A 13,190-nucleotide genomic window follows, 5' to 3' on the forward strand; every position below is an offset into this window, starting at 1 on the left:
AATCTATACCCCCCGCGATCGAACGCGGAAGGCGGCACACGCCGTCCGCGCAATCCTGTCCGGCAATTTCGCCGCGTCGATTGGGGCCATGATCGGCGCAATGAAAGCAATGAATTCGACAATCGAACGGCTGGAAGGCGCACGCGTGCGCCTGTGCCTTGTCGAACCGTCAGACGCCCCGTTCATCCACGGACTGCGCGTCGACCCCGGCCTGAACACCCATCTTTCGCCCGTTGATGGCTCGGTCGCTGGCCAGCGGGCGTGGATCGAACGCTACAAGGCCCGGGAGGCGGCGGGCACGGAATATTACTACCTTATTGAGCGCACCGACGGGGTGCCGTGCGGGACCGTCCGGCTTTACAACATCGGGGAGCAACGCTTCACCTGGGGAAGCTTTATCCTCAACGATCGCAAGCCCCCCAAGGCCGCGATCGAGAGTGCGCTGCTTTCGTTTGGCGTGGGTTTCGAAGCGCTCGGGCTGGATATTGCCGACGTCGATGTCCGCATCGCGAACGAGCGTGCCATTGCATTCTATCGCCGCCTCGGGATGACTGAAGTTCGACGGGACGAGAAGGAATTGTTTTTCACCTTCAGCGCCGCCCAGTTTGCCGATGCCATGACTGCTTTCGATTCCCTCGAGAGTTCGGCAGGCACGGAGGAGAAGCAATGACCGCGAGCGTAGCACGCGAGGACGTGACCGTTGAGGAGGGTGCGCAGATCGCCGAGAGTGCGATCTTTGCAGGTGCCGGAATCACGGTGGGCGCAGGCGCGATCCTGGAACCGGCGTGCGTGATCGGCACCGGTGTGTCGATCGGTCGCGGCGCATGGCTGCGCGCGGGGGCCGTTGCGCTGCGGGACGTCCCGCCGAATGCGATCCTCGAAGGAAACCCCGCAGAGGTTGTCGGTTACCGTCCGTCGTCGGACCAGGTACAGCGCACCACCCATCATTTCGATTTGGCCCAGTATCTCGATCACCCGAGGCCGACCAGGATCGATCTGGCCGTCGGGGGCGGAGCGCTCTATCTGATGCGCAAGATCGGCGATCCCCGAGGGTCGCTGACCGTCGGGGAACTCCCCGATGAACTGCCGTTTCAGCCTGCGCGATATTTTACGATTTTCGACGTCCCTTCAACCGAACTGCGCGGCGAGCATGCACATCGGCGCTGCGAACAGTTCCTGTTGTGTGTCCACGGATCGTGCCGGGTCCTGCTCGACGATGGTGTCGATCGCTGTGAGGTAACGCTGGACCGGCCCGACGTGGGCGTCCACATGCCGCCGATGATTTGGGGTACTCAATACCGCTATTCGCGCGACGCGGTGCTCCTGGTGTTCGCGTCCCGGCCCTACGAAAACGAGGATTATATTCGCGATTACGATACGTTCCTGACCGAGGTCGAGGCGCAAAAGCGATGATCCCCTTTCTCGACCTTGGCGCGGCTTATCGCGAACTGAAGCCCGAAATCGATGCTGCGGTCGCGCGCGTGCTCGAGAGCGGCTGGTATATTCTCGGCCCCGAAGTGGAGAGCTTCGAGGGCCAGTGGGCGCAATATTGCGAAGCACAGCATTGCGTGGGGCTCGGCAACGGGCTCGACGCGCTGACCCTTGCCCTGCGCGCGCTCGATATCGGCGAGGGTGACGAAGTCATCGTCCCGTCCAACACCTATATCGCGACCTGGCTGGCCGTCTCCAACGTGGGCGCGGTTCCGGTGCCGGTGGAGCCCGATCCCGCGACGCATAATATCGACCCGGCGCGGATCGAAGCGGCAATCACCGCGCGCACCAGGGCGATCCTGCCGGTGCACCTGTACGGACAGCCGGCCGATCTCGATCCGATCCTGCGGCTGGCAGAGGACCGGGGCCTGCGCGTGGTAGAGGATGCCGCACAATCCCATGGCGCGCGTTACAAGGGCAAACGGATCGGCGCGCACGGCGATGTCGTCTGCTGGAGCTTCTATCCCGGCAAGAACCTGGGCGCGCTGGGCGATGGCGGGGCGATCACTACCGATGATCCCGCGATAGCAGACCGCATTCGCGTGCTGCGCAATTACGGCAGCCGGGAAAAATACGTGAACGAGGAAAAGGGCACGAATTCGCGCCTCGATCCCATCCAGGCAGCCGTGCTGTCCGTGAAGCTCGCGCATCTTGACGAATGGACGCAGCGGCGGGCCAGGATTGCAGCGCTGTATCGGCAAGAGTTGAGCCAGGTATCGGGCATCGGCCTACCCTTCGTGCCCAACTGGGCCGAACCGGCATGGCACCTGTTCGTGGTGCGCGCGGCGGACCGCGAAGCGACGCAGAAGCGGCTGACCGACGCGGGCGTGGGTACGCTCATTCATTACCCCCTTCCGCCCCACCGGCAGCAGGCCTATGCCGAGGCCGGGATCGGGCCCGGCAGCCAGCCGCTGGCCGAGACCCTGGCCGGAGAGGTTCTGAGCTTGCCGATCGGGCCGCACTTGGCCATGGAAGACGCGCAGCACGTGATCGAAGTTCTCCGCGAGATCGCGCAGACTTCCTGATCCCATCCGCCTGGCCCGTAGCCACGGCACGTCGATCGAACGGAAATACGGACGCAACATGGCCGCCAGAGAGGTAATCCGGGCGATTTTCTTCGTGGGTGGCTCGCAGGTCATCAACCTGCTGTTCACGATGATCAAGATGAAGTTCGTCGCCGTGCTGCTGGGCCCCGTAGGCGTCGGCCTGATCGGCCTGTTCATGAACGTGACCAACCTCTTTGCGTCCATCGGTGCGGTCGGCATGAACAGCAGCGGGACCCGCGCGATCGCCTCGATCGAAGAGGGGACGCCGGGGGATGCGCCGCCAGAGGCTGAAAGCGAAACCTTTTTCAATCTTATTGTCACGTCCGCTTTGCAATCGGTCGTCACCGCAGTCGTGTTCCTTGCGATCATGCTGTTTTTCGACCTCGGCGAACTGACCGAAAGTGTCACCGGCACAGGCATCATGGTGCTGACCGTCGGCATCCTTGCAGCCATCAACAGTCAGCCATACGGCGCGTTGTTGCGTGGTCGCAAACGGCACAAGCGAATTGCCCAGCTCACGCTCCTTTCCGGTATTTCGGCCTCGGCGGTGTCGATCCCGGTTGCGGTGATGGATGCAGGCATCGCGGTGCCGCTGCTGTCGATCATCCCGGCGGTGTTCTCGCTCGCGTGTTCGATATACCTGTGCCGGGATTCGGTTCGCCGCGCGGTGCGGATACCGCTGGCCAAATTCTCGCTTCCCTTGTGGAAAGAGATCAGCCGGCTCGGGTTCTTCGTGATGATCACCGGGCTGCTTCCGATCGGTGGGCTGCTGCTGATCCGTCTCGTCGTCCAGCAATCCGGTAGCGACGAGGAGCTCGGCTATTTCCAGGCAGCCTGGTCGGTCGGCGTCATCTATATCGGCCTGGTGGTCGGATCGATGTCGTCCGAATACTATCCGCGGCTTTCGGGCATCATCTCGCGCGGCGAACCGGTTCAGGAAGCGGTGGTCCACCAGATCGAGTTGATCGCACTGCTCAGTGCGCCGATCCTGGTAATCTTCATTGCCTTTTCCGAACTGATCTTCGTGGTGCTGTATTCGAGCGAGTTCAGCACGGCAGCCCAGCTGTTCAAGCTGCTGGTGCTGGGCGACGTGCTGAAGCTCGTGAGCTGGCCGATCGGCTACGCCATTCTTGCCAACGGACACGGGCGGACGTTTTTCGCGGCCGACGCAATTGCATGGACTACTTTTTCGATCCTTGCGGCCACGCTGTACGAAAAGCTGGGGTTCGTCGCGGTGGGGGTCGGCTATATCGCGATGTACCTCGCCTATTCGGCCTTCGTACTGGTTTATGCGCGCCGGACGTTGGATGTCACGCTGAGCGGGCCAGTGCTTGCCAGGGTGCTGCTGATCCTGCTGACATGTATCGCGATTTTCGTGATATCGACCTATGCGCTGGTCATCGCGCAAATCGTCGGGGTAGTGAGCATGCTCATTTTCGCACGGTCGATCCTGGCCCATCCGGCCAGCGTGGAAATGTGGCCGCTCAAACCGGCGCATCTCGATAAGATTCGCGCGCTCTTCCTGATCCGCAACGCTGGCTGATGGGAGCTTACCCGATGTCCCTCCCTCAAACCCCGCAGGATGTGCTGGCGCTGGACAAGCGGCCCGATCGCGACCGGATCGAGGCGACCGCACGGCGTCTGCGCGCCATCTGCCTTTCGCAGAAAAGTCCTGCGGATGCCCTGAGCGCGGCGGGGGTCTATGCGCGCTATTGCACGACCAACATTCCATCCTGGCTCGAGGACGTCGATCTCGAAGAGACGTTGTACGCCCGTTTTTGCGCATCAAGAGAGGTTCACACCCGGTTCGACGGTGCAGCATTCGTGGCAACGGCGCTGCACGATGTCGGCGGGCACTCGAAATGGGGGCTGGCCTTCGTCAAGGCCCTGGCAGCCGCGGGAAAAGCCCCGTCGGTGGTCATCACGTCGGCCATTTCGGACACGATCCGCCAACAGGTCGAGGCGCTGGGGGTAGGGGTTTTCGTGCCCGAGCGCTGGGACGATCTTCTTTCGATGGAGGTATCGGGCGAACTTTACCTGTGCATCGCCAATGACGATATCGTGTCCGCCTTGCTCGCGCAGAGAATGGCGGCTGCGGGCCGGCGGATCATCTTCTGCAACCATACCGATCACACGTTTTCGCTCGGCGCCGCCCGTAGCCGCGAGCTTATCGAGGTCAGCGGCTTCGGCTACGAGCTTTCGCAGCGCGGGCGAACCTTCACGGCGCAATCCTTCGCCGGTATCCCGATCAAGGTCGGGACGCCCGAGCGCGATGCCGAAAAGCCTGCAGCCAGCGATCCGCGCGATGAATTTCGCTTTTTGACGATCGGCCGAAGCGGGAAACTCAAGCCCTCGATGCGGCACAACTTTGCAGACTTCGCGGTCTGGATCGTTCGCAATTTGTCGGCGAAATACATCATCATCGGCAGGACGGGCCTCGAGAAGTGGTGGGGTGATCGCCTGAAGGACACGCGCATCGATAGACGTTCAGTGATGGGCTGGGACGAGATCGAAGCGCTTCTGCCCGGGATCGATGCCTATATCGACAGCTTCCCCCTTACCGGAGGGACGGTGCTTAGCGAGATTGCGCTTACAGGCCTGCCGGTTTTCGGCACCAAGGATATCCCAAGAGGGTGGTCAGCTGCCGACAGTGTCATGTCGGATGATGTCGAACACCTTCAGGAAGCGCTGCTGGCGTTCCGCCGGGAGGGGCAACTCTCCTATGACCCGGCAACGCTGAGGGACTTGGTTGTCAAGGAGCACAGCCAGGAGGTTTTCGAAAACCGCGTTCGCGCCTTCCTTCTTGGAGATCCCGTGCCGCTACCAGAATGGGCGCGCCAGTCGACCGAGGCGATCGACAGCTTTCGCGAGGTGCTCGCCGCGAGCGAGTTCGCAGCGATAAGGTTCGAAGACGGAAGCCTGCCTTTAAGGATCGCGCACTTCTATGTTCTCGCCCGTAAGCAGATGATAGCGAACCAAAATCACTTGCGGGCGGCCATCAAGGGCCTGATCGGGCTCGAGAGCTGGTCGGCCCGAACTCCGCAAAAAACCGCGAAACGGCACCTGCCAAACTCACCAGCCCGCTAGGCACCGCGCTTTTGCGCGATCCCAGAAAGGACGAATTTGTGGCCTCAAATCGGTACCTTAAGTCCTTCGCCGGAAGGTCTGCGCTGCTACGCGCGCATGGACCTCGACCCAAAATTCGCATCAATCGGACGTCGGGTGAAACCAACGCGGTTTTTATTGTTGGAAGCGGGCGCTCCGGCACGACCTTGCTCCGGCGGTTGCTGATGGAGAATGGGGATATCTATATCCCACCGGAGACATATGTTTTGGGTCCGACACTTCAGGGCGCGCGGAAGCTTCTAAGGTGCGAATGGGAGGACCTGGTTTCGTATGTTGCGGGTCGTTTCGAGTACGAGCCGGAATTCTATCATTTCCAAATAGATTCTCTGCGCAAATTCGCGCTGGAACAGCGCTCAGCGGGCACGGATCGGCGCTCGGTCGAATCTCTCCTCGATGACCTCTACCGTCACTTCGGCCGCGAAGAGGGGTGTGACCGGTATTTCTGGGGAGATAAGACACCCTATAATACATTCTTTCTTTCAGAAATTGCGACCGTATTCCCTGACGCCAAATTTATCGGCATGCAGCGCAATGGGTGCGATGTCGTCGTATCCTACGTAAAAGCCGGAATTTATGAGGATTATGAGGCTGCCGCAAACCGGTGGATCAAATCCAACCTCTTGCTCGAGCGATTCCGAAAGAAAAATGCACATCAATTGATGCTGCTTCGCTATGAAGATCTTATCGCTGAACCCGATATGCAATTGGATAAAGTCTTCGCCTTCACCGGCATCCCGAGAACGCGAGTTAGCGAAGAATCCAATGCCCCACAGGCAACTTTGCACGATGCACACACGTTGCCGCACCTCCAGAAATCTCTTGCACCGGTAGATGCGAAAAACTCAGGCAAGGGGGTGCGCATCTTGCGTAAGGACGCATCTGCAAAGTTGCGCGGTTTGATGAATCCTTGGCTGAAGAAGCTCGGATATGAGGAGATCTGACATGTCCGAATTTCATACTCGCAAAACGGGGCCCGCATTGCAGGTTTATTTGCCAGTCACGCTTTGCGCCGGAACCCGGCATGGCGCCCCTCACCTATAGCTTGTGGTAATACCATCGCGATGCACCCAACCGTCCTTCATATCGCCAACTGGTATCCGAACCCCTGGAATCCGAATGAGGGGAACTTCATTCAGGAACAGGTGCGGGTCCTGCGCGAGGAGGCGCCCGGCGCAATCGTCGCGGTGCAGGTACGCCCTGCCGAGCGGAAGGTCGCGGAGGTCCGTCGGGTCGACTTGGGACAGGGAACGACCGGATATTTCTGCCTGAGCCGTTTCCACAAGGGTCGCCTCGGTGAAATCCTCAGCACCTTATTACTGCTTTACGCTTTGTTTCGCGAGAAATTCTGGCGGTATGATGTCCTGCACGTGCATATCGCTCAGCCCCTCCTTTCGCAGATGCATCTGTGGAAGCGGCTGATCGGCAAACCGATCGTCATGACCGAGCATTGGTCCGCCTACCATTACGGCTTTCATCTCCCGGACGGGCCAGCCAAGCGACGGATGGGCAGGCCCTTCCGGCAGGGGTTTCCACTGCTGGCCGTTTCGCAGTCGCTGCTCGACGACATTGCCCTGTTTGCCGGGCAGGAAGATGTGAGTGGCCACGTGGTACCCAATGTCGTTCCATTTCACGGGGCCAGAGAAGTTAGCAACCACGTGCCGGTACTGTTCAGTGCGAATCGATGGGTTCCGATCAAACGCCCCATCCCCATGCTGCAAGGTCTCGCCCTCGCGGCGGAGCGCGGCACCCGGTTCGAACTTGTGCTGGGCGGCGATGGCGAATTGCTGGACGAGATGCGCGCGCTGGTTGCGGACTCGGCGCTCGCCGGGCGCACCACCTTCGCTGGCTGGATGAGCAGGGATGAAATCGCCCGCCAGCTCGCGCGCAGCGACGCCAATCTGTTCAATTCGGACCACGAGACGTTTTCCATCGCCTGTGCGGAAGCCTTGGGCGCGGGAGTCCCGTTGGTCGGCCCGTACATTCCTGCGATCGCCGAATATGCGGGCACAGAAGACTGGCAACGGCTCGAAGACGGCAGCAATCCCGAAGACTGGGCGCAAGCGATCACGCAGTTCGCCGCCCGTCACAAGCGCGGAGAGATTGACCGGGCCGCCATTGCTGAACGCGCGGCGCGGCGTTTTTCGACCTCCGCGCTTCGGAAAGCATACCGCAACGTTCTTGACGCGGCACTCGAAAGGAAAAATGGCGCTCGACAGGCTAACTTGCGCACCACCCGGAACATGGCTGATAAACCGTGAGCACCATCCTCATAATTTCACCCGAACCGTGGGCGGGCCATTCGGTCAGCAAGCATCACTATGCGCGCGAACTTGCCAGACGCGGGCACACGGTCCTGTTCCTCGATCCGCCAGATGGTGAAACCCGGGGCGTAACGAGCATGCCGGTCGATCTGTCGGACGAAGTCATCTCCGGCTCCCTGCACGTCGTCCGAAGCGCGCGTGTCGCGCCCGGCCTGCGCTTCCTTCCAGGCTTCTTGCGTCGCAAGTTGGAAGCGCGCTGGCTTGCGCGGCTCGAGCGACAGATCGGTGCCCGGATCGACGTTGTCTGGCTGTTCGAGAATTCACGGTTCTACGATATGCGGTTCGCCGGCGATCGCTTGAAGATCTACCACCAGGTCGATCTCAATCAGAATTTCCACCCGCAGGTCGCCGCGCAGACAGCCGACGCAGTTTTCTGTACGAGCCGGGAAATAGAGCGACGCCTGGAGGTTGCTGGAAAGCCCGTCACCATCATCACGCATGGCGTCTGGACGCATCCCTACAATCCGGAAGATGAAGCGGGCTTATTTTCCGAGCCCGGCATTCACTGCGTTTACTGCGGTAATATGTCGATGGCCTACCTCGACCGGGAAACCATTCTGGAATGCGTGGAATCGCATGGGGACGTCCGGTTCCACTTCTTCGGCGGTTTCAGGGATGGCGATCCTTTCCGCGACCAGCTTGCTCGCCATTCCAACGCAATCCTGCACGGCAAGGTCGATCCGGACCGATTGCTGGCAATCCTCGCCAACGCCGACCTGCAGATGCTGTGCTATCAGAAGGCCCATTTCGAGGATCAGTCCAACCCACACAAGATGATGGAATACCTTCTCAGCGGGTCACCGATCGTCGCCAGCTATACCTCCGCCTATGCCGATATATCGGACCTGTTCGCGATGTCCGGGCCCGACGGGGATTTTCGCGAAGCCTTCGATTACGCGCTAAAAAATCTCGCGAAATATGATTCTCGTCCCTTGCGTGAAGCGAGGATTGCCTTCGCCATGAACAATACCTATCAGCGCCAGGTAGATCGTATCGCCGACGCGCTAGGCGCGCATGGACGCGCAATTAGAGATGGAGGCGTAACGTGACGACGCCCACTCCTGTGGTCATTTTCCTGTATAATCGCCTGTTCGACCCCCTGATTCAGGGGAATTTCTGGATGTACATAAAGAACATCCTGGATGATCCGGACGCGCCGTATCGCCTGCATGTCGTCACGTACGAAGATCCGGCCAATCCGCTGACCCCGGAGCAGGAAAAGCTCGTCGCGCACTGGCAGTCGCAGGGTCTCGAATGGACGCAGCTGACCTGGCATCCGGGGATGCAGCTGTCGCGCAAGGGCCGCGATGTCGCCGCAGGCTTCGCCGCGATGACCCGGCTGCGTGCGAAAGGTTTCCGCCATATCGTGACGCTGGGTTCGATCGCCGGATCCTACGCCTACCTTTACGCGCGCGTGCTGGGGATGCGCCTGTTCCTGTACCAGTACGAACCGCATAGCGATGTGTCGGTGGCATCGGGCATGTGGCGCAAGGACAGTGCGCAGTACCGGATCACGAAGCGGCTGGAAGATGCCTCGGCGCGGTTTGCGCATGTCATCGCTTCGGGAACGCGATTCATGGGCGAATGGCTGGGCTCGATCGGGGCCAGGGCGAAATTCTTCCGGGTCCCCACGGTCGTCAACGGCAACAAATTCCAGTTCGACGCGAATATCCGCGAAGAGGTGCGCGCGCAACTCGGGCTCGCCCCCGGCCAGCCGACACTGTTCTATTCCGGCAAGTTCGGCGGTCTCTATTACGATCGCGAAATCGCCGAAATGATGGCGGTATTGCTCGAATTCGAACCCTCGCTGCATCTGCTGATGGTTACCCCGGCAGACGATGCGACGGTCGTCGCGCTGTTCGATGCAGCTGGCGTCCCGGCAGACAAGTACAGCATCTGCCACAGCACGTATGACGAGATCGAACGCTATTATTTCGCCGGAGACATGGGGCTGATCACGATTCCGCCCGGTCCTGGGCAGGAATATCGATCGAGTATCAAGACCGGGGAATACCTGTGTTCGGGCATGCCGTTCCTGACACCTGCGGGCGTTTCCGAAGACTACCTCCACGCGACCGAACAGGACGTGGGCGTGGTCGTCCCCCGGTTCGAGCCTGAGGCGTTTCGAGCCGCATGGCCCGAAATAAACCGCTACCTGACCGAAGATCGCAATACTTTGCGTGCGCGCTGCCGCACCTTCGGGCTTGAATATCGGGGGTTCGAAGCCCTCAATCCGATTTTTCGCGCCGCCATGGCAGCGCTCGCAAAGCAGTGACGGGAGGTTAACGTGCAACAGGTCCTCATCACGGGGGGAACCGGGTCGGTTGCCGGTGCGATCGTAGAGCGGCTGCTGGCCGATCCGGCAGTCGAGCGGATCGTCATCTACTCGCGCGACGAGCACAAGCAGGGCGACATGATGCAGCGGGTCGCGCAAAGCGGGACGCCGTTCGATTTCTTCCTCGGAGACATCTGCGATGAAGAGGCCCTGTTTCGTGCGCTCGCCGGGATCGATACTGTCATCCACACCGCTGCCATGCGGCTGGTGCCCCATGCCGAGGCGAACCCCGCCGAATGCCACCGGATCAATGTGGGCGGCGCAAATGCGCTGACCCGCGCTGTGGGGCGGAGCGACGTGTCCAAGGTGGTCGCCATTTCCAGCGACAAGGCGGTCGCCCCCTCCACCATTTACGGGACGACCAAGTTCGCGATGGAGCGCATTCTGGTGGACGCCGACAAGCGCCAGAACGCCCGCTATTCGCTGGTCCGATATGCCAACGTGATCGACACCCGCAGCTCCGTGGCACCGCTGTTCCTCAAACAGAAGGAAAGCGGCGTTCTCACGATTACCGATCCGGACATGACGCGCTTCTCGATCGCCAAGCGCGACGGCGTGGACCTGGTCATGACGGCCGTGAACGATGGCCTGGGTGGCGACATCTTCATGCCTATCTCACCCTCGTACCGGGTGGGCGACATGGCCGAAGCGATCGCGCCCGAGGCAGAGCACCGGATCATCGGATCGCGTCCGGGCGAAAAGATGCACGAGATCATGTTCTCGATGGTCGAATCGCCCCAGGTCGTGAAGCGCGGGGCGAACTACGTCTTCCTGCCCCGCACCGGACGATGGGACGTTGAACCATATTGCGAACAGACGGGCGCGACGAAGCTGGAAACACTGTTCGAATACGGTTCCGGCGACAATGACGACTGGCTTTCGGTCGAGGATATCCGTCGGGTACTGCGCGACGAGGGCATGATCGCCTGACGAGCCAGATGTGACCACCGCCTCGCCCAGCATTACGCGGGAACGCGCCAAGCTCGAATGGCTTCAAATCGGCCGCGCCGTTGCGGCGATGCTGGTGGTTTTCCACCACGCCGATCAGGCAAGTGCGCATTTCCTCGCGGTGCCGGGCCAGCGCTATTTTGGCTGGGGCGCGTATGGGGTCGATTTCTTCTTCGTCCTCAGCGGCTTCATCATCTTCTACGCGCATCGCAACGATGCGCCCGGCATGGCGCCCGCGCGGCGTTATGCCTGGAAACGCCTGACCCGCATTTACCTGCCCTATCTGCCAGTTGGGATCGGCTGGATGGCCCTGCTGCTGCTGTTTCAGGGGGATCAGGAGGCGCGAAACTGGAGCGTGCTGGCCACCCTCACGCTACTGCCACTGGCGACGGTGTCGGCCTTGTCGGTCGCGTGGACGCTGACCTACGAGTTGATGTTCTACGCTTTCTTTCTGTTCCGCTATCTCGCGAAAATCGCGATGTTCGTGGCAGGCGCGCTGTGGCTTGCATGGATTGGCGCGAAGGCGGTCCTGTGGCCGGACCTCGCACTGTCGCCCGCGATGACGGCGTTGTCGAATCCGATCATTCTCGAATTCTTCCTCGGCATGGCGAGCGCGTGGGTATTCCCGAAGGTCGATCGCAAGTGGCGGTACTGGCTGATCGTGCCCGGCTTGCTCGTCGTGGTCGCCCTCGTGCCGTTACACCTGCTCGATAACAAGCTGCTGATGGGGCCGCCGCTGGCGCTGGTCGTGCTTGGCCTCGCACTGCTGAAACCGATACAGGGGCAGGCCGTGTTTCGTGGTGCCCTGTTCCTCGGCACGGCATCCTATTCGATCTATCTGGTCCACAGCCCGGTGATATCCGTGTCGGCCGGGTTGCTTGCGCCCTTCATGGGGAAATGGGCGATTTTCGCCGTTACGGCGCTGCTGGGCACCCTCGCGGGCTCCATCTATTTCGTTGCCGTCGAACGACCGACATTGAAGATCGTCCGGCGGGGTGGGTTTAGAGCGCCCGGCGCAGCGCGGGACAGGGGTGAGGCCCATGCCGGATAGCCCCGCCGAGACCCAACCTGCGCCGCTCGTGTCGATCATCATGCCGGCCTACAACGCGGCGGAGTTTCTGGCTGAGGCGATCCGATCGATCCTGTCCCAAACGCATCGGCGGTGGCAGCTAATCATCGTCGATGACGGGAGCACCGATGCGACTTTCGATATCGCAAGCGCATTCGACGATCCGCGCATCGAAGTGATTCGGCAGGACAATGCGGGGGCCAGCGCGGCTCGCAATACCGCGCTGCGCCATGCCCGCGGCGACCTGATCACCTTTGTCGATGCAGACGACATCCTGCCCGAGGCGGCGCTGACGTTTCGCGTGAATTTTCTGTGCGACAACCCGCAGATCGATATTGCGAGCGGGCCTATCAGGGTGACGCGCAATGGCGAGGAGGTGCGGCTCTATCGGCCATCCAGCAAAGTTCAGCCCTTTTTCCGGCCGCTGCTGCGTCTCGATGAGAGCGTGTTTTTCGGGCCTTTCTACATGGTCCGGGCGGAAGCCATCACCGGGCTGGAGTTCGACACCTCCACGACCCATTGCGAGGATATCATCTTCTTCCTCAGCGCTGCGCACGATCGCGATCTGGTGCATGGCGCGGTGACAGAGCCCGTCTACGAATATCGGCTGCATGGCGGGAGCGCGATGAGCAATCTGGCGGGAATTTCGCGCGGCTACTTCTTCTTGCTCGACCACGCTCACCGGATGGCACGGGCACAGCCTGCCGATTTGCGCCATCTGCGCCACAGGATCGCCAGTATCCTTGGCAAATCGTGGCTACGCGCGGGAAGGCCCTTGATGGCACTGCGCTGCATCGCCAAGGCGTTGACCTTCACTGCCGCCCGCCCGGGGGGCCATGCAAAGCAATAGGTGG

Annotated in this window: 12 protein-coding genes; all 12 read left to right on the forward strand. The window is 61.0% G+C overall.

The features are described 5' to 3' along the window. Positions 1 to 88: 88 nt before the first annotated feature. The 12 genes from AAG591_RS06020 (at position 89) to AAG591_RS06075 (ending at position 13,186) form a co-directional block, all read left to right on the forward strand. On the forward strand, positions 89 to 670 hold the full coding sequence (locus tag AAG591_RS06020) for a GNAT family N-acetyltransferase (protein WP_342530150.1): 582 nt from the start codon (positions 89 to 91) through the stop codon (positions 668 to 670). Then, positions 667 to 1,413 (forward strand): WxcM-like domain-containing protein, encoded by a 747-nt coding sequence (locus tag AAG591_RS06025; protein ID WP_342530152.1) that lies wholly within the window; start codon positions 667 to 669, stop codon positions 1,411 to 1,413. Before AAG591_RS06020 ends, AAG591_RS06025 begins: the two co-directional genes overlap by 4 nt. Then, complete coding sequence (locus AAG591_RS06030; RefSeq protein WP_342530153.1) at positions 1,410 to 2,516, forward strand: DegT/DnrJ/EryC1/StrS family aminotransferase; 1,107 nt, start codon at positions 1,410 to 1,412, stop codon at positions 2,514 to 2,516. The genes AAG591_RS06025 and AAG591_RS06030 overlap by 4 nt, the downstream gene beginning before the upstream one ends. Positions 2,517 to 2,574: 58 nt before the next feature. Then, positions 2,575 to 4,080, forward strand: coding sequence for an oligosaccharide flippase family protein (locus AAG591_RS06035; RefSeq protein WP_342530154.1), 1,506 nt, complete (start codon positions 2,575 to 2,577; stop codon positions 4,078 to 4,080). 14 nt (positions 4,081 to 4,094) lie between these two features. Beyond that, positions 4,095 to 5,624, forward strand: coding sequence for a hypothetical protein (locus AAG591_RS06040; RefSeq protein ID WP_342530155.1), 1,530 nt, complete (start codon positions 4,095 to 4,097; stop codon positions 5,622 to 5,624). An 11-nt stretch (positions 5,625 to 5,635) separates the two neighbouring features. Next, complete coding sequence (locus AAG591_RS06045) at positions 5,636 to 6,604, forward strand: sulfotransferase family protein (RefSeq protein ID WP_342530156.1); 969 nt, start codon at positions 5,636 to 5,638, stop codon at positions 6,602 to 6,604. Positions 6,605 to 6,724: 120 nt separating this feature from the next. Beyond that, on the forward strand, positions 6,725 to 7,921 hold the full coding sequence (locus tag AAG591_RS06050) for a glycosyltransferase family 4 protein (protein WP_342530157.1): 1,197 nt from the start codon (positions 6,725 to 6,727) through the stop codon (positions 7,919 to 7,921). Positions 7,922 to 8,061: 140 nt separating this feature from the next. Further along, positions 8,062 to 9,033, forward strand: coding sequence for a glycosyltransferase family protein (locus tag AAG591_RS06055; RefSeq protein WP_342530158.1), 972 nt, complete (start codon positions 8,062 to 8,064; stop codon positions 9,031 to 9,033). Beyond that, positions 9,030 to 10,259 carry a glycosyltransferase family protein gene (locus tag AAG591_RS06060; RefSeq protein ID WP_342530159.1) on the forward strand — a complete coding sequence of 410 codons (1,230 nt, stop codon included), beginning with the start codon at positions 9,030 to 9,032 and terminating at the stop codon, positions 10,257 to 10,259. Before AAG591_RS06055 ends, AAG591_RS06060 begins: the two co-directional genes overlap by 4 nt. 12 nt (positions 10,260 to 10,271) lie before the next feature. Next, positions 10,272 to 11,249, forward strand: a complete 978-nt coding sequence (locus AAG591_RS06065) for an SDR family NAD(P)-dependent oxidoreductase (RefSeq protein ID WP_342530160.1) — start codon at positions 10,272 to 10,274, stop codon at positions 11,247 to 11,249. A gap of 10 nt (positions 11,250 to 11,259) precedes the next feature. Further along, the gene (locus tag AAG591_RS06070) at positions 11,260 to 12,318 is read left to right on the forward strand and encodes an acyltransferase family protein (RefSeq protein WP_342530161.1); all 1,059 of its coding nucleotides are present in this window, start codon (positions 11,260 to 11,262) and stop codon (positions 12,316 to 12,318) included. Then, positions 12,308 to 13,186 carry a glycosyltransferase family 2 protein gene (locus AAG591_RS06075; protein ID WP_342530162.1) on the forward strand — a complete coding sequence of 293 codons (879 nt, stop codon included), beginning with the start codon at positions 12,308 to 12,310 and terminating at the stop codon, positions 13,184 to 13,186. Before AAG591_RS06070 ends, AAG591_RS06075 begins: the two co-directional genes overlap by 11 nt. Positions 13,187 to 13,190: the final 4 nt, after the last annotated feature.

The sequence above is a fragment of the Citromicrobium bathyomarinum genome, assembly GCF_038594485.1.
GTDB lineage: Bacteria > Pseudomonadota > Alphaproteobacteria > Sphingomonadales > Sphingomonadaceae > Alteriqipengyuania > Alteriqipengyuania bathyomarina_A.